The 25585-nt window shown below is 77.5% G+C and carries 21 protein-coding genes; 6 read left to right on the top strand and 15 right to left on the bottom strand.

Annotated elements, in window-relative coordinates; genetic code table 11:
* Positions 1-95 precede the first annotated feature (95 nt).
* A complete protein-coding gene (locus E5225_RS03830) occupies positions 96-800 on the bottom strand; it encodes an endonuclease/exonuclease/phosphatase family protein (protein ID WP_135974109.1) in 705 nt (234 codons plus the stop codon).
* 165 nt (positions 801-965) lie between these two features.
* Between E5225_RS03830 and E5225_RS03825 the strand changes: the two genes are divergently transcribed.
* Positions 966-3962 (top strand): glycosyl hydrolase, encoded by a 2997-nt coding sequence (locus E5225_RS03825; RefSeq protein WP_135974110.1) that lies wholly within the window; start codon positions 966-968, stop codon positions 3960-3962.
* Between the two features lie 130 nt (positions 3963-4092).
* Positions 4093-4779 (top strand): hypothetical protein, encoded by a 687-nt coding sequence (locus E5225_RS03820; protein WP_135974111.1) that lies wholly within the window; start codon positions 4093-4095, stop codon positions 4777-4779.
* Positions 4780-4894: 115 nt separating this feature from the next.
* On the opposite strand, the gene E5225_RS03815 is transcribed toward E5225_RS03820, so the two are convergent.
* Entirely contained in the window at positions 4895-7204 is a 2310-nt protein-coding gene (locus E5225_RS03815) for a sodium-translocating pyrophosphatase (RefSeq protein WP_208012568.1), read from the bottom strand.
* Between the two features lie 380 nt (positions 7205-7584).
* Positions 7585-7920, bottom strand: a complete 336-nt coding sequence (locus E5225_RS03810; protein WP_135974113.1) for an STAS domain-containing protein — start codon at positions 7918-7920, stop codon at positions 7585-7587.
* Between the two features lie 185 nt (positions 7921-8105).
* Here E5225_RS03810 and E5225_RS03805 point away from each other — a divergent pair, with 185 nt between their 5' ends.
* On the top strand, positions 8106-8690 hold the full coding sequence (locus E5225_RS03805) for a sigma-70 family RNA polymerase sigma factor (protein WP_135974114.1): 585 nt from the start codon (positions 8106-8108) through the stop codon (positions 8688-8690).
* Positions 8687-9733, top strand: a complete 1047-nt coding sequence (locus tag E5225_RS03800) for a hypothetical protein (protein WP_135974115.1) — start codon at positions 8687-8689, stop codon at positions 9731-9733. The genes E5225_RS03805 and E5225_RS03800 overlap by 4 nt, the downstream gene beginning before the upstream one ends.
* 44 nt (positions 9734-9777) lie before the next feature.
* On the opposite strand, the gene E5225_RS03795 is transcribed toward E5225_RS03800, so the two are convergent.
* From E5225_RS03795 to E5225_RS03780, 4 genes are all read right to left on the bottom strand, one after another.
* Positions 9778-10503: an anaerobic ribonucleoside-triphosphate reductase activating protein gene (locus E5225_RS03795; RefSeq protein WP_135974116.1), complete on the bottom strand. Its 726-nt coding sequence runs from the start codon at positions 10501-10503 to the stop codon at positions 9778-9780.
* Entirely contained in the window at positions 10500-12368 is a 1869-nt protein-coding gene (locus tag E5225_RS03790; RefSeq protein WP_135974117.1) for a ribonucleoside triphosphate reductase, read from the bottom strand. The genes E5225_RS03795 and E5225_RS03790 overlap by 4 nt, the downstream gene beginning before the upstream one ends.
* Positions 12369-12638: 270 nt before the next feature.
* The gene (locus E5225_RS03785) at positions 12639-14432 is read right to left on the bottom strand and encodes a 5-oxoprolinase subunit B/C family protein (RefSeq protein ID WP_208543839.1); all 1794 of its coding nucleotides are present in this window, start codon (positions 14430-14432) and stop codon (positions 12639-12641) included.
* Positions 14422-15237 (bottom strand): LamB/YcsF family protein, encoded by an 816-nt coding sequence (locus E5225_RS03780; RefSeq protein WP_135975571.1) that lies wholly within the window; start codon positions 15235-15237, stop codon positions 14422-14424. Before E5225_RS03780 ends, E5225_RS03785 begins: the two co-directional genes overlap by 11 nt.
* 80 nt (positions 15238-15317) lie before the next feature.
* Here E5225_RS03780 and E5225_RS03775 point away from each other — a divergent pair, with 80 nt between their 5' ends.
* Entirely contained in the window at positions 15318-17969 is a 2652-nt protein-coding gene (locus E5225_RS03775) for a DEAD/DEAH box helicase (RefSeq protein WP_135975573.1), read from the top strand.
* 437 nt (positions 17970-18406) lie between these two features.
* On the opposite strand, the gene E5225_RS03770 is transcribed toward E5225_RS03775, so the two are convergent.
* From E5225_RS03770 to E5225_RS03745, 6 genes are all read right to left on the bottom strand, one after another.
* Positions 18407-18838, bottom strand: a complete 432-nt coding sequence (locus E5225_RS03770) for a TadE family type IV pilus minor pilin (RefSeq protein ID WP_136225297.1) — start codon at positions 18836-18838, stop codon at positions 18407-18409.
* On the bottom strand, positions 18835-19158 hold the full coding sequence (locus E5225_RS03765) for a DUF4244 domain-containing protein (RefSeq protein ID WP_244243680.1): 324 nt from the start codon (positions 19156-19158) through the stop codon (positions 18835-18837). Before E5225_RS03765 ends, E5225_RS03770 begins: the two co-directional genes overlap by 4 nt.
* 194 nt (positions 19159-19352) lie before the next feature.
* Positions 19353-19961, bottom strand: coding sequence for a type II secretion system F family protein (locus E5225_RS03760; RefSeq protein ID WP_244243679.1), 609 nt, complete (start codon positions 19959-19961; stop codon positions 19353-19355).
* The gene (locus E5225_RS03755; RefSeq protein ID WP_244243678.1) at positions 19958-20374 is read right to left on the bottom strand and encodes a type II secretion system F family protein; all 417 of its coding nucleotides are present in this window, start codon (positions 20372-20374) and stop codon (positions 19958-19960) included. The genes E5225_RS03760 and E5225_RS03755 overlap by 4 nt, the downstream gene beginning before the upstream one ends.
* 300 nt (positions 20375-20674) lie before the next feature.
* Complete coding sequence (locus tag E5225_RS03750) at positions 20675-21979, bottom strand: TadA family conjugal transfer-associated ATPase (RefSeq protein WP_424945162.1); 1305 nt, start codon at positions 21977-21979, stop codon at positions 20675-20677.
* Complete coding sequence (locus E5225_RS03745; protein ID WP_208543838.1) at positions 21976-22686, bottom strand: CpaE-like family protein; 711 nt, start codon at positions 22684-22686, stop codon at positions 21976-21978. The genes E5225_RS03750 and E5225_RS03745 overlap by 4 nt, the downstream gene beginning before the upstream one ends.
* A gap of 193 nt (positions 22687-22879) precedes the next feature.
* Here E5225_RS03745 and E5225_RS03740 point away from each other — a divergent pair, with 193 nt between their 5' ends.
* Positions 22880-23665, top strand: coding sequence for an HAD family hydrolase (locus E5225_RS03740; RefSeq protein WP_135975619.1), 786 nt, complete (start codon positions 22880-22882; stop codon positions 23663-23665).
* A 528-nt stretch (positions 23666-24193) separates the two neighbouring features.
* On the opposite strand, the gene E5225_RS03735 is transcribed toward E5225_RS03740, so the two are convergent.
* Together E5225_RS03735 and E5225_RS03730 are read right to left on the bottom strand one after the other, a co-directional pair.
* Complete coding sequence (locus E5225_RS03735; protein ID WP_136225295.1) at positions 24194-25039, bottom strand: Fic family protein; 846 nt, start codon at positions 25037-25039, stop codon at positions 24194-24196.
* A complete protein-coding gene (locus tag E5225_RS03730) occupies positions 25036-25515 on the bottom strand; it encodes an NUDIX hydrolase (protein ID WP_135975193.1) in 480 nt (159 codons plus the stop codon). The genes E5225_RS03735 and E5225_RS03730 overlap by 4 nt, the downstream gene beginning before the upstream one ends.
* Between the last annotated feature and the right edge of the window lie 70 nt (positions 25516-25585).

Below are 25585 nucleotides of genomic sequence, written 5' to 3'. Positions count from 1 at the left end.
GTGGCCGGTCACCCCGTCACCGGTCGCGCCGCCACACGCCACCCCACGGCATCCCCCGTCACCGGGCACCGCTCGCACCACCGGCGGCTCCCCCGTCACGCGGCCGGCAGCGCCACCTCGACGACGAGCGGGCGGTGGTCGCTGGCGACGCCCACGGGTGCGTCGTCGGGCACGCGCGCGCCGCGGACGGTCATCCGTGCGTCGACGAGCACGACGTCGATGCGGACGCGGGGAGCGTCGGCCGGGTACGTCGGGTGGTCCGCGCCGGCGGTGGTCGCGGCGTCCTGGAGACCGCCCGCGGCGGAGAGCAGCGTGGCCCACGACGGCCCGCCGGGCCGCTCGTTGAGGTCGCCCGCGACCAGGACGGGCGCGTCGGCGTCCCGCCGCGCGGCCAGCAGGCCGGAGACCAGCGCCACGTGGCGCGCGCGCTCGTCGGCGCGCAGCCCGAGGTGCACGACGACGACCCGCACGCCGTCGACGCGTGCGGTCGCCGCGCCGCGCCGCGTGAGGCCGGGCCGCCACGGCAGGCGCAGCGCGTGCGCGTCGTGCACGGAGCGGTGCGGGGCGACGAGGAGCGCGGTCGTGCGCGCTCCCCCGCCCGCGACGGCGACGCGCATGCCGGTCCGGGCGGCGAAGCGCCGCAGCTGCCACCGCCCCCGCAGGCGGCGTGGCGGCTCCTGCACCGCGAGCACGTCGGGGCGGGCGGTGCGCACGACGTCGACGAGCGCGTCGACCTCCTGCCGCAGCCCGCGCAGGTTGTACGTCATGACGCGCAGGGTGCGGACGTCCTCTCCGGGCACGGCTCCTCCGTCGGGTCGTGGCGTGTGCGTCCGGGGCCGAACGCTAGACGCTCGGGCGAAGCGATTCGCGCGATTCACGGCTTCTGTCCCGCGCGGACTTTGTTTGCTAGCTTGACGAAGTCGGTCCGGTCGCGACGGCGCGGCCGGCACTCCCCGGGAGGGTCGATGCCGAACCCCGCACCCCGCGCACGCGCCCGGCGGCTCGTGGCCGCCACCTGCGCCGTCGCCACCGCCCTGACCACCGCGCTGCTCGCGGCGCCCGCCACGGCGGCGCCACGGCCCGCAGCCGTCCCGGGACCCCCCGGCACCGTCACGGTGGTCGACCCGGACGCCACCGCGGCGACCCGGTCGCTCTTCTCCTACCTGGACGACGTCCGCGGCGAGGAGGTGCTCGTCGGCCACCAGCACACGACGTCCTTCGGCCTCACCGTCGGCACGCCCGACGGCACGACGTCCGACCTGGAGAACACCTACGGCGACTTCCCGGCGGTCTTCGGGTGGGACACCCTGATCATCGCGGGCGACGAGCGCCCCGGCCGCGCCGACGCCACGCGCGCCGAGAACGTCGCGGCGTTCGCCGACCACATCGAGAAGGCGCACGCGATCGGGGGCGTCAACACGATCAGCGCACACATCGAGAACTTCGTCACCGGCGGCTCGTTCTACGACACGTCGGGCGACGCCCTGCGCGCGGTGCTGCCGGGCGGCTCGCACCACGACGACCTCAACGCCTACCTCGACGACATCGCGACGCTGGCCGGCCAGGCCCGCGGCGCGGACGGCGAGCTCATCCCGATCATCTTCCGCCCGTGGCACGAGAACGCGGGCTCGTGGTTCTGGTGGGGCGCCGCGTTCGGGTCGCCGGGCGAGTACAAGGAGCTCTACCGCTACACCGTCGAGTACCTGCGCGACGTCAAGGGCGTCGAGAACTTCCTCTACGCGTGGGGGCCCGGCGGCGGGTTCGGCGGCAACGAGGACGTCTACCTGCGCACCTACCCCGGGGACGCGTTCGTCGACGTGCTCGGCCTCGACACGTACGACGACACGGGCTCGCAGGCGTTCCTCGACGGCCTCGTCGCGGACCTCGCGATGATCGCGCGGGTCGCCGACGCGAAGGGCAAGGTCTCGGCGTTCACGGAGTTCGGCGTGACCGGGGGCGTCGGCACGAACGGCTCGAGCCCGGAGCAGTGGTTCACGAAGGTGCTCGCGGCGATCGCCGCGGACCCGGGCGCGCGCCGCAACGCGTACATGCAGACGTGGGCGAACTTCGACGCGGGCCAGCACTTCGTGCCCGTCGGTGACGACCCGCTGGTGCCGGACTTCCAGGCGTTCGTCGACGACCCGTTCACGGCGATGTCCGACGACCTCGACCTCGACGACGTCTTCGGGCGCGACCTCGCCACGACGGCCCAGCCGCCGCTGGCGCACGTCGTGAGCCCCGCCGACGGCGCCCGCGTCGCGACGAGCCCGACGACCCTGCGCGTCGCCGTGGACAACGTCGAGGCGGACGCGGTCCAGGTGACCGTCGCGCGCGGCGAGGAGGAGCAGGTGGTCGAGCTGACCCACGACGGGGGGCTGTGGTGGACGGCGGAGCTCACGGTCCCCGCCGACCGGCTCGACAACAGCACGCGCACGCTCACGGCGCGCGTCACGGTCGACGGCGAGGTGCTGCTCACCGAGACGTCCGAGGTCGTCCTCGGGCCGCGCCCGACCTTCGCGCCCGGCGTGGTCGACGACTTCGAGGGCTACGGCGACGACACGGCGCTGCGCGCCGAGTACGTGTCCTACGGCGCGAACACCGTGACGCTCGAGACGGACGACGTCGGGCAGGGCGCCAAGGCGCTGCGGCTCGACTACGACTTCGCGACGCAGACGTACACCGGGATCGGCAAGCAGATCAGCGGCGACTGGTCGGACTTCAACGAGCTGACCGTGTGGGTCGCCCCGGACGGGTCGGGCAACCGGATGGTCCTGCAGCTCAAGGCCGGCGGCGTCTCCTACGAGGCGTACCCGTCGCTGGCGGGCGACGAGCCGCAGCAGGTGACGATCCCGTTCGTCGACTGGCGCCCCGCGCCCTGGGACACGGCGAACGCCGACCGCCGCATCAGCGATGCCGACCTGCGCGCGATCGAGCAGCTCAACGTCTACGTCAACGCGGCCGAGGGCGGGGCGACGTCGGGCTCGATCGTGGTCGACGCGATCGCCGCGCTGCCCGGCACCGAGCCGCCCCCGCTGTTCCCCGACGTGCCGAGGGGCCACCCGTACGAGGCGGAGATCCTGTGGCTGCACGCCCGCGGCCTGGACGACGGGTACGCCGACGGCACGTTCCGCCCGCGGTCCGCTGTGCTGCGCGCCGACGCGGCGAGGCTGCTGCACGCGTACGCCGGTGCCCCGGCGGCCCCGTCCGTGCGGTACCCGACGTTCTGGGACGTGCCCCGCGGGCACCGGGCCTTCACGCCGGTCGAGTGGCTCGCGGCGGAGCAGGTCGCGGACAGCCGCCCGCTCCCGCTGTTCCTGCCCTGGCTGCCGCTGGACCGCACGACCGCGGCCGTGTGGCTGTACCGGCTCGCGGGCGAGCCCGACGTCGAGGGTGACCTGCCGTACCGCGACGTGCCGGGCGCGGCCCGCGACGCGGTGCTGTGGGCGACGCAGACGGGGGTGGTGGAGGCGGAGTCACCCACGCGGTTCGGGCTGCTGCGACCCGTGCTGCGCCAGGAGCTGGCCCGGTACCTGTACCGGTTCGACGCGCTGCCCGAGCCGCTCGACCCCGTCGTGCTGTTCGACTTCGCGGACGGCGCCCAGGGCTGGTCGGCGATGAGCGGCACGGCGACCGCGGCCGACGGCGCGCTGGCCGTCAGCGCCGGGACCGACGGCACCTGGGTGGGGGTGAACGCCACGCTCGACCTGACGGGGCGCACCCGGCTCGTCCTCGACGCCGACGCCACCACGGGCTTCGACACGAAGCTCGCGCTGCAGGTCGGCCCGTCGTGGCAGTGGTGCGAGACGGGCCAGGCCGGGTGGGTCGACGGGCCGACGCAGGACGTCGTGGTGGACCTCACCACCCTGTCCCCGGAGTGCGCCGCCGGACTCGCGGACGTCAAGGGCCTGCACCTCTACCTCAACGCGGGCGACCACGTGATCGACGACGTCGAGGTGCGCTGAGCACCGCGGCGGGGCCCGGCCGTGCCTCCGCTCGGGTGACCCGTCCCGCGGTTCCGCGTAGGTTGGCCCGGACGAACCCACCCTGCGCCCGGCCGAGGCCGTGAGGGCGCAGCCTGCTCGAGGAGAACCTGTGCGACGACCGCTCGCGCTGGCCGCCACGGCCGCGACCGCCCTGCTGCTCACCACCGCCTGCACGGGCGGTGGCGACGACCCGGCACCCACGGCCTCGGGCTCGTCGGCGTCGTCCACGCCGTCCGCCGAGGAGACGGGCGACGCCGAGGAGACGCCGGACGCCGGGGCCGCCGCGGGCGGCGACCTCCAGGAGTGCATCCTGGGCACCTGGAACGTCGACACGGCCGCGATGCAGGAGGCGATGACCGAGCTGCTCGCCATCGGCGAGGAAGAGGTCGGCGACCTGCAGATGTCCGTCACGGGCGACGGCACGTACGACTTCGCCGAGGGCGGCGCGTTCTCCAGCACCGCGAACATGTCCTCCGGGGTGACGATCGCGGCCGAGGGCATGGAGATCGTCACCGAGTCGACGTCGACCGGGACGATGACGGGGTCGTGGACGCTCGAGGGCGACCAGCTCACGCTCGCCGACATCGACACGAGCGGCCTGACGGTCACCACGAGCGGCTCGATGAACGGTGAGCCGCTCGAGATCCCCGAGGGCTCGACGGAGGCCGGCATGGAGGCCGCTCCCCCGACCGCCTCGACCGTCACGTGCACGGACGACACCCTGACGCTCACGACGACGAGCGCCGTCGACGAGAGCAGCGAGCCGGTCAGCCTGTCCTACACCCTGCGCCGGTGACACCCGGCGGGCACCGTCCCGCCGCGCACGCCAGGAGCGCCCGGTCCCCCGCGTGGGGGCCGGGCGCTCCTGGCGTTCGGGGCCGTGCTCCCGGGCGCCGCCCGGGCATGTCGCGTCAGCCGACGCGCTGTCCGTCCTCCAGGAGGTGCGTCTCGTGCTCGAGCCGCCCCTCGCGGTCGACGCGGGCCGCGCGGAGCCGGGACGCGACGACCGCGCCGAACGCGATGAGCGTCGCGGTGACCGCGATGCCCAGGCGCGCGGTGTGGTTGGCCTCGTCGCCGGCGGACAGCATCACGATCGCCGGGGCGATGAGCACGGCGACCAGGTTCATCACCTTCAGGAGCGGGTTGATGGCGGGGCCGGCGGTGTCCTTGAACGGGTCGCCGACCGTGTCGCCGATGACCGCCGCGGCGTGTGCGGGCGAGCCCTTCCCGCCGTAGCTGCCGTCCTCGATGATCTTCTTCGCGTTGTCCCAGGTGCCGCCGGAGTTCGCGAGGAACACGGCCATGAGGACACCGGTGCCGATGGCGCCCGCGAGGAACCCGGCGAGCGGGCCGACGCCCAGGCCGAAGCCGACCGCGATGGGCGAGAACGCGGCGAGCAGGCCCGGGGTGGCGAGCTCCCGCAGGGAGTCGCGCGTGCAGATGTCGACGACCCGGCCGTACTCGGGGCGCACCTCGCCGGTCATGATGCCGGGGTGCTCGCGGAACTGGCGGCGCACCTCGAAGACGATCGCACCGGCGGCCCGCGTCACCGCGTCGACGGCCAGCCCGGAGAACAGGAACACGACCGCGCCGCCGAGGATGACCCCGACGAGCGTGACCGGGCTGATGATGTCGTACGACATCATCGCGACGGCCAGGTCGTCCCCGACGTCGCCGGTGACCTCCCGCAGCGCGGTCGCGACCGCGTCGGCGTACGAGCCGAACAGCGCGGTGGCCGCGAGGACGGCGGTCGCGATCGCGATGCCCTTGGTGACGGCCTTCGTGGTGTTCCCGACGGCGTCGAGGTCGGTGAGGATCTGCGCGCCCTCCGGCGTGACGTCGCCGGACATCTCGGCGATGCCCTGCGCGTTGTCGCTGACCGGGCCGAAGGTGTCCATCGCGACGATGACGCCGACGGTCGTGAGCAGGCCGCAGCCGGCGAGCGCGATGAGGAACAGCGCGAGCGGCACGGAGCCGCCGGCGAGCAGGAACACGCCGCAGATCGCGGCCGCGATGATGCCCGCGGTGTAGACCGCCGACTCGAACCCCACGCCGATGCCGGACAGGACGACGGTGGCCGCACCGGTGAGGGTGGTCCGCGCGACGTGCAGCGTGGGCTTGCTGGTCGTCCCGGTGAAGTAGCCCGTGACCCAGAGGATCACGCCCGCCAGCACGACGCCGATGAGCACGGCCACCGACGCGATGAGCCGCGGGTCGCCGCCGTGCGTCTCGAGGCCGGCCGTGCCGCCCGTGAGGGCGGTGAACGACGACGGCAGGTACAGGTAGGCCGCGACGGCGGCCAGCAGGACGCCCACGAGCGCCGAGACGTAGAACCCGCGGTTGATCGCCGTCAGGCCGCTCTCCGACCCGCGCACCCGCGTGATCGCCACGCCGAGGCCGGCGACGAGCGCGCCGACCGCGGTGACGATCAGGGGGAACACCATGCCCTGCTCGCCGAACGCCGCCCGGCCGAGGATGAGCGCGGCGACCAGCATGACCGCGTACGACTCGAACAGGTCCGCCGCCATGCCGGCGCAGTCGCCGACGTTGTCGCCCACGTTGTCGGCGATCGTCGCCGCGTTGCGCGGGTCGTCCTCGGGGATGTTCTGCTCGACCTTGCCGACCAGGTCGGCGCCGACGTCGGCGGCCTTGGTGAAGATGCCGCCGCCGACCCGCATGAACATGGCGAGCAGCGCCGCACCGAACCCGAAGCCCTCGAGCACGGCCGGCGCCTCCTGCCCGTAGAGGAGGACGACCGCCGCGGCGCCCAGCAGGCCGAGCCCGACGACGGACATGCCGACGACGCCGCCCGTGCGGATCGCGATCCGCGCACCCTCGGCCCGGCCGCCCGGCAGCGACGCCGCCGCGGCGACGCGCAGGTTCGCGCGCGTCGCGAGCCACATGCCGAGGAACCCGATGGCGGCCGAGAACCCGGCGCCGACCAGGAAGAACAACGACCGCCCGAGCTTGACGCCCCCGTCGCCCGGCAGGAGGAAGAGCAGCGCGCACACGACGGCGGCGAAGACGGCGAGGGTGCGGAACTGCCGCCGCAGGTACGCCGACGCCCCCTCCTGCACCGCTTGCGCGATCTGCTGCATGGACACCGTGCCCTCGCCCGCGGCGAGGACCTGACGACGGAGCACCGCCGCGACGACCAGGGCGGCCATCGCGATCACCGCGATGGCGGCGACGATCGTGATGCTCGTGGCACCGAGCTGCATGCATCCTCCTCGACACATACGGCGCGGACCCCCTGTGCGCGCCACGTCCCGGCCCGGCCCCGTTGCCGGCGGACCGGGCGAGTCTAGCCAGACCGTGTGACGTGGGTCGCACCGGGACATGACACCCGTCCGGGCGCGCGTGCACCCGGACGGGTGACGGCGCCCCGGCGCGGACCCCGCGAGACGCTCGGAGACGGGGCGGGCCCGGCGCCCGGCGCGCCCGCACCGCTCGGACGCGGGCGCCGGTGTGCCAGGCTGCGAGCGGGCACGCGACGACGGACGGGGACGCGGATGGGCACCGACCGGGCGGCGACGAGCCCGACCGGCACCGGCCGGACCGCGCGCGCGTGGCGACCGTGACGCCGGGGTGGGCCCGTGCGTCAGTCCGCGAGCGTGGCCTCGAGCGTCTCGTGGATCGAGAACACCTGGTGCAGCCCGGTGATGCGGAAGATCTTCATCAGCTGCTCGGAGTCGATCACGAGCGCCATGCGCCCGCCGGCGGTCCGCACGCGCTTGAGCGTGCCCACGAGCAGGCCGAGGCCCGTGGAGTCCATGAACGTCACGCCCGTGAGGTCGACGACCAGGTCGGTGCCGCCCTCGGCGACGGTCCGGTTCAGCCGCTCCCGCAGCCGGTCGGCGCTGGCCACGTCGATCTCGCCGGCCACGTGCACCACGGTGCGCGTGCCGACGACCTCCTGCTCCACCTGCACATCCACAGACGTCCTCCTGGTCCCGCTCGGCCCCACGGCATTCAAGCACCCGCGCGCGAGATCGCCACACGAGGCGGCGGGCCGGGGCCGCGTTCACCCGTGGGGATGGACCACCCAACGTTCCGGGCCCGTCGTCCGTCTGAGCACGGGAGCGGGACTGCCACGTCCCGCCACGACCCGTGGAGGCGCTCGTGACGAGCTGGGAGGACGCGCTCGACGAGCTCGTCCGCACCCGGGGGCGGGCGCTCGTCGGGTACGCGTTCCTGCTCACCGGCGACATGCGCGAGGCGGAGGACCTCGTGCAGGACGCGCTGGTGCGGTCGTTCACGCGCGGGCGGGCGGTGCGGGAGGTCGCGTCCGCGGAGGCGTACGTCCGCCGGGCCGTCCTGACGACGTACGTCGACGGCTTCCGCCGCCGCCGGCACTGGGCCACGATCCGGCACCTGACGGCCGTGCCGGCGGTCACGCCGGCCGACGGGCCGCAGGCCGGGCCGGAGTCCGTCGTCACGACGCGGGTGGCCGTCCAGCAGGCGCTGGCCACGCTGCCGCCGCGGGTGCGCGCGTGCATCGTCCTGCGGCACTTCGACGACCTGCCGGTCGCGGAGGTCGCCGCGACGCTCTCACTGTCCGTCGGGGCCGTGAAGCGGTACCTCCACGACGGGACGCGCGCCCTCGAGGCCCGGCTGGGTCCCGTCCTCGGCCGCGACGACGTGCCGGCCGGGCACACCCCCGCCCACCTCGACGACGTCCTCGTCACCCCCCGGAGGTCACGATGAGCACACGGCTGGACCAGGCGCTCGCCGACATCGCCGACGCCGCGGGGCGCGCGTCCCGCCTCGCCGAGCCGGGGGACGCCACGGGAGCGGCCACGGTGCACCGCATCGCCGCGCGGGTGCGGCGGCGGCGCGCCGTGCGGGCCACCGCCGGCGGCGCCGTGGCCGCGAGCGCGGTGGGCGCGGTCGCGCTCGGGGTACCCGGGATCGGTGCGTCGTCGCTCGTGGCGGCCCGCCCCGACGCGCCGGCGGGCACCTGCGGCTCGACCCTGGCGGACCTGCCGGTCGACCCCTCGCCGGACATCTCGCTGCAGACCTTCCCGGCCGGGTCGGGTGGCGCCGGCGGGGGTCCGCGCGGCACCGACCTCGGTGCGTGGGCGGGCAGCACCGTCGCCGTCGACCTCGAGGTGCCGGCCGAGCCCGGTGACGTCGAGCCCCCGGGCGACGCGGAGGTCCAGGTCCTCGTGGCCCACGGCGACCTCGTCGTCAGCACGATGACCGCGAGCGTGGACCGGCTCGTGGACTACAGCTACGTCGCACCGGGCGACGACGGCGCGGTGACGCAGGTCGTGGCGTGGAGCTCGGGCGGTCAGCTGCTCCCGCTGGAGGCGTGCGACACGGGCGAGCGCCTGCCTGCCGGGCCCTACGCGGTGTGGACGCTGCGCGCGTCCACCGACGCGGGCGGGGGTCCGGGTACAGGCGCGCAGAAGGAGCTCGCCGGGCCGTGGCCGATCGACGTCGCGCCGCCGCCGCGCGGGCTGAGCCGCCTGCCGGAGGACTTCCCGCACGACCTTCCGGTCGTGGGCGACCGGCTGGTGTCCGTGGCGCCGCACGGCGACGGCTGGGGCGTCGAGGTGGCCGCCGAGGGCCACGACCGGGACGTCGTGGCGGCGCAGGCCCTGCGCGACGCGGGCGCCGTCGAGCGGGTCGGCAACCAGAGCTACCCCGTGCAGCGCACGCCCTCCGGGTGGGACGTGGTCGTGCACGCGTCGACGACCCCCGACGGCGAGCCGTCCGTGGTCTACATCGTGCAGCCGGTCCGCTGAACCCCGGCGGCGCCGTGGCGCGGCGTCGGCCCGGGCCGGGCGCCTCAGCCGGCGCCGACCGCGGCCAGCGCGGTGCGGTACTCCTCGGTCGTCCCGTCCGGTCGCACCTGCTGGAGCACGTGGTCGCGCACCCCGAGGTCCGCGAGCACCGCCGTGAGCTCGGCGACGTCGGCACCGGTGAGGACGGTCGGGTCGACGGTCGTGCGGACCTGCACGTCGACGCCGCTGTCGAGCACCGTGCGCAGGGACGCGAACGCCAGGTCCGCACTGGTCGTGCCCGTGCCGGTGCGCGTGATCGCCCGGTACAGGCGCGCGGGCGCCTTGACGTCGAACCCCACCCAGTCGACGTGCGGCAGCAGCAGGGGCAGGCGCGCCGGGTACGCGCCGGACGTGTGCAGCCCGACGCCGAACCCGGCCTCGCGCACCTCGCGGGCGGCCGCCACGACCCCCACCTGCCGGGTCGGCTCACCGCCCGAGAGGACGACGCCGTCCAGCAGCCCGCGCCGGCGCGCCAGCAGGTCGCGCACGTCCTGCCACGGGACCGTCCCGGGGGCGCGCGGGTCGAGGATCGCGCTGTTGTGGCAGTACGTGCAGCGCCACGGGCACCCCTGCAGGAACACCGTCGCGACGAGCCGGCCCGGCCAGTCGACCGTGGACAGGCGGGTCAGGCCGGCGATCGCGAGGGTGTCGGCCTGCGGTCCGGGGCGGGGCCCGCCGGCCGACCCGGGCGGGCCGGCCGGCGCGAGCGGCGTCGCGAGCGGCGTCGTCATCCCGCCACCCCGGCCAGGACGGGGCGCTCGGGCGCCGGCTCGCGGAACGGCAGTCGCTCGGCGTGCTCGCCCTGCTTGCCGACGTTGAACGAGCTGACGGGCCGGTGGTAGCCCATGACGCGCGTCCACACCTCGCACGTCGTCACGACGTCGTCCTCGGCGCACGTCGGGCACTGCGGGTGCTCACCCGCGAGGTACCCGTGGCGCGGGCAGATGGAGAACGTCGGCGTCACGGTCAGGTACGGCAGGCGGAACCTGCCCAGCGCGCGCCGGACCAGCTCCTTGCACGCCTGGGCCGACGAGAGCCGCTCCGGCATGTACAGGTGCAGCACCGTGCCGCCCGTGTAGCGCGTCTGCAGCTCGTCCTGGCGCTCGAGCGCCTCGAACGGGTCGTCCGTGAACCCGACCGGCAGCTGCGAGGAGTTCGTGTAGTACGGGTGGTCGTCCGTGCCGGCCTGCAGGATCCCGGGGAAGCGCGCGCGGTCCTCCTTCGCGAACCGGTACGTCGTGCCCTCCGCGGGCGTCGCCTCGAGGTTGTACAGGTGCCCGGTCGCCTCCTGGAACTCGACCATGCGCGCCCGCACGTGGTCGAGCAGGCGCAGCGCCATCGCGTGCCCGCGGGGGTCCGTGATGTCGTACGCGTCGCCCGTGAAGTTGCGGACCATCTCGTTGACGCCGTTGACGCCGATCGTCGAGAAGTGGCTCTCGAGGCTGCCGAGGTAGCGGCGGGTGTACGGGAACAGGCCCTCGTCGATCAGGCGCTGGATCGTCGTGCGCTTGAGCTCGAGCGACGTGCGCGCGAGGTCGAGCAGCCGGTCGAGGTCGGCCAGGAGCGCGTCCTCGTCGCCCGCGTGCCGGAAGCCGAGGCGGGCGCAGTTGACCGTCACCACGCCGATCGACCCCGTCTGCTCGCCCGAGCCGAACAGGCCGTTGCCGCGCTTGAGCAGCTCGCGCAGGTCCAGCTGGAGGCGGCAGCACATTGACCGGACGTCGCCCGGCTTCATCTCCGAGTTGAGGAAGTTCTGGAAGTACGGCAGGCCGTACTTGGCGGTCATGGCGAACAGCCGGTCCGCGTTCTCGGAGTCCCAGTCGAAGTCCGGCGTGATGTTGTACGTGGGGATCGGGAACGTGAACACGCGGCCGGAGGCGTCGCCCTCCGTCATGACCTCCATGTACGCGCGGTTGATCAGGTCCATCTCCGCCTGCAGGTCGCCGTACGTGAAGTCGCACGGCGCGTCGGCGACGAACGGCACCTGGTCGCGCAGGTCGTCCGGGCAGACCCAGTCGAACGTGAGGTTCGTGAAGGGCGTCTGCGTGCCCCAGCGCGACGGCACGTTGAGGTTGTAGATCAGCTCCTGCACGCCCTGGCGCACCTGCGCGTACGACAGGCCGTCGAGGCGGACGTACGGCGCGAGGTAGGTGTCGAACCCGCTGAACGCCTGCGCGCCGGCCCACTCGTTCTGCATCGTGCCGAGGAAGTTGACGATCTGGCCGATCGCGGCGCTGAAGTGCCTCGGCGGCCGCGCCTCGACCTTGCCCGGGACGCCGTTGAGGCCCTCCTGCAGGAGCGTGCGCAGCGACCAGCCCGCGCAGTAGCCGGACAGCATGTCCAGGTCGTGCACGTGCAGGTCGCCCTCGCGGTGCGCGTGGCCGACCTCCGGCGGGTACACGTGGCTGAGCCAGTAGTTCGCGACGACCTTGCCCGCGGTGTTGAGGATCAGCCCGCCCAGGGAGTAGCCCTGGTTCGCGTTCGCGTTGACGCGCCAGTCGCTGCGGTCGAGGTACTCGTCGATCGACGAGCCGACCTCGACGACGGGGCGGTCCTGCGCGGTCGGCGCGGGCGCGGGCTGCTCGGGGCGGGACATAGGTGGTGCTCCTTCGACGGTCGTGCGCGGATGACCAGTCGACCGCACGGACCACAACATGTGGGGGTGCGGCGCGCACGCGCCGCCCACATGTTCCGGCGTGTCGGCCGATTCGGGAGCGCGAGCGGGACGTTCGTCCCGGCGCCCGGTCGCCGACGGGGCGCGTTCCCGGCACCCGCCGCCGGCCCCATCGGCGTGGCCGGGTCGCTACCGTGACCGCACGCACCGCCGCCCGGCGAGCCCGCCGGGCCGGGACTGGAACTGAGCCGGTCAGCCGGGCGGTGCCAGGGCGAGCCGCACGCGGTCGCCCGGGCGCAGCTGCGCGGCCCGGGCACGCCCGTCGCGCGTGAGGACCGCGACGACCGGGTAGCCCCCGGTCACCGGGTGGTCGGCGCCGAACAGCACCGGTCGACCGTCGTGCGGCACCTGCACCGCACCGGCCACCAGGCCCTCCGACGGCAGCTCGCCCGTGGCGGCGCGCGTCAGCGGCGACCCGTCGAGGCGGACCGCGACGCGGTTGCTGGCCGGGCTCACCGTCCAGACGGTCGACCGCAGCGCCGCGCGCCCGGCCGCGTCGAGGTGGTCGAGGCGCGGACCGTCGACGGCGGGGAGGTCGACGACCGGCGCGTCGGCGGCGGGGACGTCGGCGGAGGGCACGTCGGCGGCGGGGACGTAGGCGGCCGTGGGGGCGCGGGTGGACGGGGTCACGCCGGCCGGCCGCGGGTCGGGCGGGCCGGGCGGGACCGGTAGCCCGTCGAACGCCGTGCCGTACGCGAGGACGTCACCGGCGCGGACGGGCGCCGGCCCCAGCCCCGAGAGCTGGTCGTGCGCGCGCGAGCCCAGCACCGGTGGGACGTCGAGCCCGCCCCGCACGGCGACCCACGTGCGCAGGCCGTCGGGCGGGGCCGCGAGCGCGAGCGTCGTCCCCGCGGCGGCGCGCACGGGCACGCCGTGCCCGACGGGACGGCCGTCGAGCCGGGCCGGTGCGGGCGCACCCGTGAGGGCGACCGCCGTGGTCGCGGCGAAGGTCACGACGAGCCCCCCGAGCAGCACCTCGAGCACGGCCGCGCCGGCCGCGTTGCCGACCAGCCGGTTCGCGGCACGCGCCGCGTCGGGGTCGGCGGCGCCGCTGGGTGGTACGCCCACGCCCGCGAGCCCGGGCCGGCCGAGGTCCTGGACGAGCACGAGGGGTCCGGTCGCGACGACGGTCAGCACGCGCGGCGGTGCGTCGGGCGCCCCGGGGCGCCCGGGCGCAGGGATGGGTGCAGGCACGGGCGGAGGGGCCGGCGTCGTGCCGCTCCCCCCGTCGGGGGCTCGGGGACCCCCGGGCGGCGTGGCACCGGGCGCGGCCACCGTCCGGGCGTCGGCCGTCGCCGTCGGCCCGACGCCGCCGTGCACCGCGGGCGGGGTCGCCCGGACGAACTGCACGACGTCGCCCGGCGCCAGCAGCGCCGCGCCGGCGCGGCCCCGAGCGGGGTCGAACAGGCGCGTCGTCGTCGTGCCCAGCAGGCGCCAGCCGCCGGGCGTGGGCGCGGGGTACACCGCGGTGAACTCGCCCGCCACCGCGACCGAGCCGGTGGGCACGCGCGTGCGCGGCGTGTCGCGGCGCGTGACGTGCAGCACCGGGTCCAGCCCGGCAACGTAGGCGAACCCCGGCATGAAGCCGCCGAACGCGACGCGGTACCCGTCCGGACCGCCCGCGAGGTGCCGCGCGACGACCTCCTCGGCCGAGCGGCCCGCCAGCGCGGCGACCTCGTCGAGGTCCGGCCCGTCGTAGACGACCGGCACCGCGACGACGCGTCCCGGCCCGGCGCCGGTGCCCGCGCCCGCCACCGCCGCGACGCCGACCGCCCGGACGGCGTCGGCCCACCGCGCGCGCGTGCGGGACCGGCCGCGCACCAGCACGGTGCGCGCGGCCGGGACGACGTCCACCACGCCGTCCGGCGGCGCGGCGCGCAGCGCGGCGTCGACGGCACGGACCGCCGCCAGGTCGGCCAGCTCGAGCAGGAGGCCGTCGTCGCCGTACGGCAGCGCGCGCACCGCGGGCCGGGCGTCAGCCGTCACGGGTCGCAGCCGTCGGGGCGCCCGACGCGCCCGCGGGCGCGTCGACGAAGGGCCGCACGTGGACACCCGCGGCGGCGAGCGCGGCGCGGACGGCCCGGGCGAGCGCGACCGCGCCGGGGGTGTCCGAGTGCAGGCACAACGACGCCGGCCGCAGCGCCACGCGCGTCCCGTCGACCGCCGTCACCACCCCCTCGACCGCCATCCGCACCGCGCGCTCCCCCGCCTCGTCGGGGTCGGTGACGAGCGCGCCCGGACGGTCCCGTCCGACGAGCGTGCCGTCCGGCGCGTACCCGCGGTCGACGAACGCCTCGACCACCGTCGCCAGGCCCGCCCGTGCGGCGAGCTCGAGCACGCGCGAGCCGGGCAGGCCCAGCACCGCCAGCGTCGGGTCGACGGCGAGCACCGCGTCGACGACCGCACCGGCCTGCGCCTCGTCGTGGACCACGGCGTTGTACAGCGCACCGTGCGGCTTGACGTGCGTCACGCGCGCACCCACGGACCGCGCCACCGCGACCAGCCCGCCGACCTGGTGCACCACCTGCGCCCGCAGCACGTCGGCAGGCACGTCGCGCGCACGCCGGCCGAAGCCCTCGCGGTCGTCGTACGACGGGTGCGCACCGAGCGCGACTCCGCGCACGAGCGCGGCCGCACAGGTCACGGCCATCGTGACGGCGTCGCCGCCGTGGTACGCCGTCGCGACGTTCGCGCTCGACACGAGGTCGAGGAGCGCGTCGTCCGCGGGCGGCTCGCGCCGCCACGGGCCGTCGCCCTCGCCGAGGTCCGCGTTGAGGTCGATGACGGTCACCCGACGATCCTGCCGGGCGGGGGCCGCACCGGGCGAGCCGGGCCGCCGGTGCACGTCCGGGGCGGTGGGAGGATGGCCGGGTGGGTCCCGGCGAGCTGCTCGACGTGCTGCTCGCCGGCGGTCGCCGCGCCGAGCGGGCCACGCACGTGCGCCACGTCCCGGCCCGTGCGGGCGTCCGGTCCGAGTGGCCGGCGTGGGCGGACGCGGACCTCGTGCGCGGCTACCGCGCGCTGGGGGTGGACCGGCCGTGGGCCCACCAGGTCGAGGCGGCCGAGTCCGTGCACGGCGGCCGGCACACGGTCCTCGCGACGTCCACCGGCTCGGGCAAGTCGCTCGCGTTCTGGCTGCCCGCGCTGTCCGCGGTGCGGTCCGGCGCGGCGGACGCGGTCCTCGACCCGGGCCGCATCGAGTCGGCCCGCCGCCGCCCGACCGTCCTGTACCTGAGCCCGACGAAAGCGCTGGCGGCCGACCAGCTCGCGGGCCTGCACCGGCTCCTGCACGCGGCGGGGACGAGCGACGTGCGGGTCGCCACGTGCGACGGCGACACGGGCCGCGACGAGCGCCGGTGGGTGCGCGAGCACGCCGACGTCGTGCTGACCAACCCCGACTTCCTGCACTTCGCGCTGCTGCCGCAGCACCGGACGTGGTCGCGGGTCCTGTCCTCGCTCGCGTACGTGGTGGTCGACGAGTGCCACGCGTTCCGTGGCGTGTTCGGCGCGCACGTGGGCCTGGTGCTGCGCCGGCTGCGCCGGCTCGCCGCGGCGTACGGCGCGTCGCCGGTCGTCGTCATGGCGTCCGCGACGACGGCCGACCCCGCGGCGAGCGCGGGACGGCTGCTCGGTGTGGACCCCGCCGAGGTGCACGCCGTCACCGCCGACGCGTCCCCGGCGGGGCGCAAGACCGTCGTGCTGTGGCAGCCGCCCGAGCTGCCGGGCACGGACGGGCCGTGGGCCTCGCTGCTGCCCGCCGACGACCCGTGGGCGACCGTGCTGACGGTGCCCGCGGCGGACACCGCGGAGGGGCGGGACGCCCCGGACGGCGCCGGCGCGGACGGCGCGACCACCGGCGGCGACGCGGCGCGCGCCGTGCCCGCCGAGGGCACCGGCCCGCTCGGCACGGGTGAGCAGCTCGTGGCCGTCCCGCAGGACCGGCCGCGGCGCACGGCGACGGCCGAGGTCGCCGAGCTGCTCGCGGACCTCGTCATCGCGGGCGCCCGCACGCTCGCGTTCACCCGGTCGCGCCGAGGCGCGGAGTCCGTGGCGACCACGACCCGCGCCCACCTCGCCGAGGTCGACCCGACGCTGCCGTCGCTGGTCTCGTCCTACCGCGGCGGGTACCTGCCCGAGGAGCGGCGCGCGCTCGAGCAGGCGATCCGGTCGGGCCACCTGCGCGCCCTGGCGACGACGAACGCGCTCGAGCTGGGCGTCGACATCTCGGGGCTCGACGCGGTCCTCATCGCGGGCTGGCCGGGCACGCGCGTGTCGCTGTGGCAGCAGGCCGGCCGGGCCGGCCGTGCGGGTGCCGACGGGCTGGTCGTGCTCGTCGCGCGCGAGGACCCGCTCGACACGTTCCTCGTCCACCATCCCGAGGCGGCGCTGGACGCGCCCGTCGAGGCGACCGTGTTCGACCCGCAGAACCCGTACGTGCTCGCGCCGCACCTGTGCGCGGCCGCCGCCGAGCAGCCGCTGCGGGCCGACGAGCTCGACCTCTTCGGCCCGCGCGCCGCCGAGCTGCTCGCCGAGCTCACCGAGCGCGGCATCCTGCGCCGCCGGCCGTCGGGGTGGTACTGGACGCACGCCGAGCCGGCGAGCCGCATGACGGACCTGCGCGGGTCGGGCGGGCAGCCGGTCCGCGTCGTCGAGACCGCGACCGGGCGCCTGCTCGGGACGGTCGACGCCGCGTCGGCCGACGCGACCGTCCACCCGGGCGCCGTGTACGTGCACCTGGGCGCGACGTTCGTCGTGGACGAGCTGCACCTCGAGGACGGGGTCGCCCTCGCGACGCGCCGCGACGTGGACTTCGGCACGTGGGCGCGGTGGGTGACCTCGACGGAGGTCGTCGAGGTCGAGCGCGAGGTCACGTGGGGCCCGCTGACGTGGTCGTTCGGTCAGGTCGACGTGACGACGCAGGTGCTCGGCTACCAGCGCAAGCGGCTGCCGGACCTGCGGGTGCTGTCGACGCACGAGCTCGACCTGCCGGCCCGCACGCTGCGCACGGCGGCGGTCTGGTGGACCGCCCCGCCCGAGGTGCTGGCCGAGGCCGGCGTGACCCTCGAGGTCGCACCCGGCGCGCTGCACGCCGCCGAGCACGCGTCCATCGGCCTCCTGCCGCTGCTGGCGACGTGCGACCGCTGGGACCTCGGCGGGCTGTCCACCGTCGTGCACGCCGACACGGGCGTGGCGACCGTCTTCGTGCACGACGGCCACCCGGGCGGCGCCGGCTTCGCCGAGCGGGGCTTCGAGCTGGGACCGACGTGGCTGCGCGCGACCCGGGACGCGATCGCCGCCTGCCCCTGCGGCACGGGCTGCCCCGCCTGCGTGCAGTCGCCGAAGTGCGGCAACGCCAACGAGCCGCTCGACAAGGCGGGCGCGCTGCGCCTGCTCACGACGGTCCTCGCGCACGCACCACGAGAGACCGTCGCGCGGGCCGACCCGGGCGCCGGTCCCGCACGGGCCGAGACACCGGACCTGGCGCCGGGGCCGCCGGGAGCGCCGCGCAGCGGCACCGCCTGACGGACCCGCGACGCGCCGCCCCGGCCGGCGCCCACCGCGGCGCGGTGCGCGGGCCGACGCCGGCCCGGCCCGGGCCTCGTCCGTCGCACCACCCGCGGCGGCCTCGACCCGCACGTGCACCGTGACGGACCCGTCCGGTGCGGGCACGCAGCCGACCAGCGACGCACCGTTGCGGCGCGCCGCGACGGCCGCGAGGCCGCAGGGCTCGCCCCCGGGGGCGCCCAGCGCCCCGGCCACCGCGCGCTGCGCGCCGGCGAGCGCGGCGAGGTCCGCCGCGGCCGACGCCCGCGCCGCCGCGACGTGCGCCGCCGCCACGGCACCGACCCCGACGACGAGCGCGAGCGCGACCGCCACCACCGCCAGCAGCAGGGCGGACCCGGCCCCGCGGTCCCCCGTCGGCACCCGGCTCCCGCCGCGGGCCGGGGCGTCGCACCGGGTCACGAGCCCGCCCCGACCGGCGGTGCGGCGGCGCCCGTCGGGTGGGCGCCCGTGGGCTCGGCCCACGACGTCGCGGACGCGCGCGCCCGCAGCCCGTCGGCGCCGGACCAGCCGACGAACGGAGCCGTCACACGCACCGTCACCCAGCCCTGCGACCGCGCGACCTCCACGTGCGCCGACCGCCCGCCGATCGCCCGGTGCGCCGCGGCGACGACGGCCGCGTCGGGCTCGCCGAGCGCCGCGACCCGGGCAGCCGTGCGCGCCGCGTCGAGGCACCGCAGCTGCGCGACCCCGGCCGCCCCGGTGGCGAGCACGGCCAGCAGCACGAGGGCCACCGCCACCATGCCGACGGCCAGCTCGGCCGTGACGGCACCGCGGTCGCCGGTCGGACGCACCGGCCGCCGCCGACGGCCGCGGTGCCCGGCGCTCATCCGCCCAGCGCCTGCCGGATGATGCCCGTGAGCAGGCCCTTCACCTCGTTGCCCTTGAGGATCACGACCAGCAGGCCCGCGAAGCCCACGGCGGCGAGCGTCGCGATCGCGTACTCGGCGGTGGCCATGCCCGCGTCGCCGGCGACCCGGCGCAGCCGGCGCACGCCCCCGGCGGGGTCCACGCCGTGCGACGCCGGCGTCGCGCCCGTGCCGGGGCCCGCGCCCGCGCCGCCCGGCGCCGCGTCGTCCGCCGCCGTCGGGCCCGGCGTCGCCGGCCCCTCGTCCGCACCGGTCGCACCGGTGCTCTGCATCGTCCTCATCCCTGCTCCTTCCGTCGGCCGCGTCCGCGGCACGGGGCCCGCTGCGGGCGCCGCTCGACGAGGGTGGCGCCGGCACGCCGGGCGCCGCGGTCCCGCGGGCCGTCACGGTGGCGGTCCGACCGCGGGGGCGGGCTGTGGTCGGCTCGGACGGCGGCCCCGCAGCACCCGAACCCGTCATCCCCCGGACAGGCCCGTCACCACCCGATCCCCGCGGCCAGTCCGAGGACCACCGGGACCAGCCCGAGCAGCGCGAACGCCGGCAGGAAGCACAGGCCCAGCGGCAGCGTCAGCCGGACCGCGAGGCTGCCCGCAGCGGTCCGGACGGCTGCCCGCCGGTCCCGGCGCAGCCGGTCGGCCGCTGCGCGCAGCTGCGGCCCCGGCGACGCACCGGCCTCCCACCCCGTGGCGAGGGCGGCACCGACGGCCGCGGCACCGGCGGGCGCGTCGGTCCAGGCAGACGCCCACGCGCCGCCCAGCTCGAGGGTCGAGCCCGCGCGCACGAGCGCGTCGCCGTCCGCGCCGCCGAGGTGCCGCCCGACCACGCCGAGCGTGCGCGGCAGCGCCGCGCCGGCTGCGAGCGCCGCGGCGCAGAGGTCCAGCAGGAACGCCGCGTCCACCGCGGGCGGTGGCACGGCCCGGCGCGCACCGAGGGCCCGCCCGCGCAGGCCACGACGGCGCCGGCCGGCACGCCACCCCGCGGCGGGCACGCGCCCGGCCCGGCGCCGCGCGACCCACCACGGCGACGCCCCGACCATCGTCGCGACCCCGGTGACGAGGCCGGCGACGAGTGCCGCCGCGCTCACGACGTGCCCCCGGCGGCGCGGGCCCGCCGCAGCAGCGCACCCACCCAGGCACGTCCGGCGGCCACGAGCAGGGCACCGAGGACCGCCGCGGCGGTCCCGACACCACCCGAGGCCAGCACCTCCCACGGCCGGGCCCCCAGGGCCGTGCCGACGAGCAGGCCGAGCGCGGGGAGCGCCACCAGCACGCGCGCGGTCGCCCGCGGACCGGCCAGCGCCGCGGTCACCTCGCCCGCGTGCTCGACGTCGGCGGCGGTCGCGGCCGCCAGGTCCTCGAGCACCGCCGCGAGCGGCGCGCCGAGCTCGGCGGCCGTCCGCGCACCGGTCACGACGGCGTGCACGCGGCCGGTCACGCCGTCGTCGCGGCCCCGGCGGCCGGGGCGCACGGCGGCCAGCAGGACCGACGCGGGCGGCACGACGTCCCCCAGCGCCGGCGCGCCGGCACCGCCTCCCCCGCCGCCCCCGTGACCTCCGGGCGCGGTGCCGAGCACCGCGGCCCACGCGGCGCCCGGCGGCCCCCGCGCGCAACCGCGCCGCCACGGCGAGCAGCACCCCGGCGAGGTCGGCCCCCGGGGCGCGTGCGACGCGACGACGCGACGGAGCCGCGAACGCGCGGGCACGGCGTCCCCCGGTCCTCCCCCGTCCCGGCACCGGCCGCCCCGGTGGCCCCGCGCCGGCGAGCACGGCGAGCGCGACCGCGACCGCCACGACGGCCGTCACGACCCACCCGTGCCGTGCACGGCGAGCATCCCGGCGGGGTCGGCCGTACCGGCGGGCACGCCGAGGCGCTCGGCGAGCCGCGGCCACCCCGGTCCCCGGCGCACCAGCCCGTCGTCGCCCACGCGCAGCGCGGTCGCGACCTCGAGCTCGCCCCCGGGCGAGCGCCCCACGACGCCGACCTCGGCGAGGCGGCGCCGGGCGCCGTCCTGACCGCGTCGCACGTGCAGCACCGCGTCGATCGCGCTCACGGCCTGCGCCGCGACCGCCGCCCGGTCGAGGCCGGCGAGCGCCGCCATGGCCTCGAGGCGTGCGGGTACGTCGGCGGCCGTGTTCGCGTGCAGGGTCGCGCAGCCGCCCTCGTGGCCGGTGTTGAGCGCCGCGAGGACCTCGCGCACCTCGGCGCCACGGCACTCACCGAGCACGAGCCGGTCGGGCCGCATGCGCAGCGCCTCGCGGACGAGGTCGGCGAGGCCGACGCCGCCCGCGCCGTCGACGTTCGCGCGCCGCGCCGTGAGCCGCACGACGTGCGGGTGGTCCGGCAGCATCTCCCCGGACTCCTCGACCAGGACGATCCGCTGGTCGGGCGGCACGCGGGACAGCAGCGCGGCGAGCAGCGTCGTCTTGCCGGCGCCCGTCGGCCCGGAGACGAGCAGGTTCGCGCGGCGGTCGACCAGCGCCACCAGCACGGGGGCGAGCGCCGGGGCGACCGATCCGGACGCGACCAGCTCGGCGAGCGTGAACGCCTGCGGCCGCACGACGCGCAGGCTCAGCGCCGCGCACCCGTCGGCGAGCGGCGGCAGCACCGCGTGCAGGCGCGTGCCGTCGGGCAGCCGCGCGTCGACCGTCGGCGCCGCGTCGTCGAGCCGGCGTCCGGCGGCGGCCGCGAGCCGCACCGCGAGCGCGCGCACCGCCTCGGGCGTCCCCAGGTCGACGTCGACGCGGCGCAACCGCCCGGCCTGCTCGACCCACACGTCGTGCGGACCGTTCACGAGCACGTCGGTGACGTCGGGCGCGTCGAGCCAGCGCTGCAGCGGGCCGGCACCGAGCAGCTCGTCGGCGACCGCGCGCACCGCCTGCGCGAGCGGGACCGGGCCGAGCAGCGTGCCGTGCGCGCGCAGCGCGCCGTCGACCACCGCGGTGAGGTCGTCGGGCACCGGCCGACGGCGCAGCTCCTCGCGGACGGCGTCGAGCACGGCGGGTGCCACGGCGCGGCGGAGGTCCCCGCCCGCGGTGCGACCCGCGGTCGCCGTGCCCGCTGCGAGCGGTGCGGGCGCGACGCGTGCGGGCGTCCCTGCCGTCACGCTCCCAGCCCCAGCCGGCGCGCGACCGCGTCCGCCGCCCGGGCCGCGGGTCCGCGCCCACCCGGCCCGGCCCGTTCGGCACGCGCAGCGAGCGCGCGGTCCCGTCCGGCGACCGCCCAGACGGGCAGGTCCGTCGCGGCGCCGACGTCCGCGGCGGCGAGGCCACCGGGCGGCCGGCCGAGCACGACGAGGCCCGCCCCCGTCCGCGCCGCCGCGAGCCGCGGCCCGAGCGCCAGCGCCCCGGCGACGCACCGCAGGTCGGAGCGCGCCACCACCACCACGGCGTCGCACGCGGGCAGCGGCGCGTGCCCGTCGACCACGTCCCCGCGGTCCAGGTCGAGCACGACCGCGCCGACGGCGCACGAGACGGCGTGCAGCACGTCCACCCGGACGCCGGCCTCCACGGGGTCGGGGCGCTCGCGGTCGGCCGACAGCACGGCGCACGCCCCCCACCGCGGCAGCAGCGCGACGACGTCCTCGCCGCGCACGTCGCCACCCGCACCCCGCAGGTCCGGCCAGCGCGCCCCCTCGGCCTCCTCGACGCCGAGCACGACGTCGAGCCCGCCGGCCCCGCGCACGAGGTCGACGAGGACCGTGGACGTCGTCCGGGACGTGCGCCGCGCGAGGAGCGCCGCGAACGTCGACGCCCCCACGCCGCCCGCCGCACCGACGACCCCGACCACCGCCGCCCGCCTCGCCTGCCGCACCACAGCACCGCCTCCGCCTCCGGCGCCCGGTGGCGCCTGCGCGGGACAGGCTGCCGCGGGACGGCCGCACCGCGGGTCCACGACGGCGCGCACCGGGGAGGACGCGTCCCGCGGGCGGGCTGGGGGCGGCTCACCGGCCGCGCCGCGAACCGGTATCCCGGCAGCCGTCGGTGGTGCGCACTACTCTCACGGGGTGGTCCGTGCCGCTGCGTTCTTCGACCTGGACAAGACGATCATCGCGACGTCCTCCGCGACGGCGTTCTCCCGGAGCTTCCTCGCCGAGGGGCTGCTGACGCGGCGCAGCGTCGTGGCGTCGGCGTACGCGCAGCTCGCCTACCTGCTGGGCAGCGCGAACGAGGTCGCCACGGAGCGCCTGCGCGCGCAGCTGTCCCGGACGGTCACGGGGTGGGACGTCGCGACGGTCTCGGCCGTCGTGCGGGCGACCCTGCACGAGTCGATCGACCCCACGGTGTACGCCGAGGCGGTCGAGCTCATCGCGGAGCACCACGCCGCCGGGCGCGACGTCGTGGTGGTCTCGGCCTCGGGCTCGGAGGTCGTCGAGCCGATCGCGGAGATGCTCGGCGCGGACGGTGTCGTCGCGACGCGCATGGCCGTGGCGGAGGGGCGGTACACGGGCGACATCGAGTTCTACGCCTACGGCGAGAACAAGGCCACGGCGATCCGCGAGCTCGCCGCCGCACGCGGCTACGACCTCGACGCGAGCTACGCGTACTCCGACTCGCTCACCGACGCGCCGATGCTGGGGGTCGTGGGCCACGGGTTCGCGGTGAACCCCGACCGGGCGCTGCGCCGGCTCGCGACCGAGCGCGGCTGGGGCGTGCTCACGTTCCGCCGCCCGGTGCCGCTGCGGGCGCTCGACCGCCGCGTGGGTGCCGCCGCGGGGGCGGTCGTCGCCGCGCTCGCGGCCGTCGTCGTGCTGGCGCTGCTGCTGCGCCGCCGTGCCCGTCGCCCCGCCTGACGCCCCTCCCCCGACCGAGCCCCCGCCTGCGCCGGCCGGGCGCTCGACACGCGGCACGGCGGTCCTCGCGCACGACGGTGCCGTGGACGCCGGCTGGTCGACCCCGGAGGACCGGCCGGCCCCCGGGTCGGCCCGGGCGCGCAGGCCCGCGGACGCGGGCGGCCTCGCGTGACCGCAGCCGCCGTGCCACGAGATGGACGCCCGGTCCGCCAGCCGGACGCCACGCCGGCCCCACGTGCGGCGACGGTCCGCGCCGTTGCCGCTCCGTGCGTCCCGGGTGCACACTCGGGGCACAGCACGACCAGGGCACCCACGCGCAGGACGCCACCTTTCGGCAGGTCGACCGGGCTGGTCCCGGAGCGAACCTCTTCACGGCAGCACGCCTGATCACCCGGGTCGTCGAGGCGGCGGCGGCGCCCGGGAACGGGCGCCGCCGTCCGTGTCCGGCGCCGCCGTCCGTGTCCGGCGCCGCCGTCCGTGTCCGGCGCCGTCGGCCGGCCGAGGCCCGGCACTGCTGCACCGACCTCGTCAGCGCCCCGCCGGGCCCAGCCGTCCCGCGAGCACCTCGTCCGCGACGTCGCGTGCCGCCTGCGCCCCCGCGCGGACCGCGTCGGCGTACGCCACCAGCCACGCGGTCACGCCCTGCGGTGTGCCGGTCGCGTAGCGCGCCGCCGCGGCGAGGTAGGGCGCCGGGGCGGACTGCCACGCGGGCTCGGGCAGCACCGTGCCGGTGGGGTCGAGGCCGGTCGTCGTCGTCAGCCAGCGCGCGACCGCCCGGGCCGTGACGCCGTTGGCGGCCGCGAACGGCCGGGCGGCGAGCAGCTCGGCGTGCACGACGGCCGCGACGACGAGCCCGGGGGCGGCCGTCCCGGCGACGGCGGCCGTGAGCGCGGCGAGGCGCGCGCCGGCGTCGGCGGGCGCGGGCGCCGCACCGAGCCCGCGCAGGTCGTGCGCGTCGCCCGTGCGCGGCCGGCCCAGGTCCGCCGGGGGCAGCAAGCCGGCCGTGGCGGCGGCGTGCACGCGCGCGATCAGCTGCGGCAGCGGGAGCGCCACCGGGCCGCCCCGGCCGCCCAGCGGGGGCAGCGCGGCCTCCACGACCGCCTGGGCGCGCAGCGCGCCCGCCGCCACGACGTCCGCCCCGGTGCCCGGCGCGCCGCCACCCGTGGCCCAGGCGCGCAGGACGTCGACCCCGACCGGGGCGCCGTCCAGCGCGGCCGACGCCGCGGCCGCGCGCAGCCCCGTCTCCGCGCGCACCTCGCGCCACCGCCGGCGGAACCCCTCGTGCCAGCGCAGCGCCTCGCACGCGGTCCGCGCCGACGCGACGGCGTCGGCTACGGCGGGCGCGGCCGCGAGGGTCGCGAGCGGGTCGCTCACGCCACGAACGTCGCCTCGCCGTGCGGGACGAGCCCCGCGGCGAGCCGTTCGGTCATGTCCGCGGACATCGGCGGCAGGCCGTCGAGGTCGTACCAGCGGGCGTCGGTGTTCTCGCCGTCGGCGGGGTACGGGTCCCCGGAGACCCAGCGGAAGCGGAACGTGAGGTCCAGGTAGGTCGAGCGGTCGCCGTTGTCGTAGGTCACGGGCCCGACGACCCCGACGCGTGCGAGCCGCTCGGGGACCGCGACGACGGCCGCCTCCTCCAGCACCTCGCGCGCCGCCGCGACCGCGGGCTCCTCGCCCGGGTCGACGATGCCGGTCACGGGGGTCCACGCGCCGGAGTCGGCGCGGCGCACGAGCAGCACCTGCTCGCGGCCGGCGTGCGCGCGCAGCACCACCGCGGTCACGCCGGGCATCCAGAGCAGGTCGTGCCCGACGTGCGCGCGCAGGGCCAGGACGAACGGCGGGACGGGCACGGCCCGATGCTACGGCCGCACGCGGAGCGGCCGGCGCGCCCGCGCGCCCGCCGGGGCGCCACGCGCGGCG

This window comes from Cellulomonas shaoxiangyii, from assembly GCF_004798685.1.
GTDB lineage: Bacteria > Actinomycetota > Actinomycetes > Actinomycetales > Cellulomonadaceae > Cellulomonas > Cellulomonas shaoxiangyii.
Note: the sequence above shows the minus strand (reverse complement) of the source record. Positions and strands in the feature narration are given on the sequence as shown.

Coding starts and splice junctions, on each gene's coding strand:
- E5225_RS03825 (WP_135974110.1), top strand. CDS start 966: ATGCCGAACCCCGCACCCCGCGCACGCGCCCGGCGGCTCGTGGCCGCC.
- E5225_RS03770 (WP_136225297.1), bottom strand. CDS start 18,838: ATGAGCGCCGGGCACCGCGGCCGTCGGCGGCGGCCGGTGCGTCCGACC.
- E5225_RS03800 (WP_135974115.1), top strand. CDS start 8,687: ATGAGCACACGGCTGGACCAGGCGCTCGCCGACATCGCCGACGCCGCG.
- E5225_RS03765 (WP_244243680.1), bottom strand. CDS start 19,158: ATGAGGACGATGCAGAGCACCGGTGCGACCGGTGCGGACGAGGGGCCG.
- E5225_RS03815 (WP_208012568.1), bottom strand. CDS start 7,204: ATGCAGCTCGGTGCCACGAGCATCACGATCGTCGCCGCCATCGCGGTG.
- E5225_RS03795 (WP_135974116.1), bottom strand. CDS start 10,503: ATGACGACGCCGCTCGCGACGCCGCTCGCGCCGGCCGGCCCGCCCGGG.
- E5225_RS03790 (WP_135974117.1), bottom strand. CDS start 12,368: ATGTCCCGCCCCGAGCAGCCCGCGCCCGCGCCGACCGCGCAGGACCGC.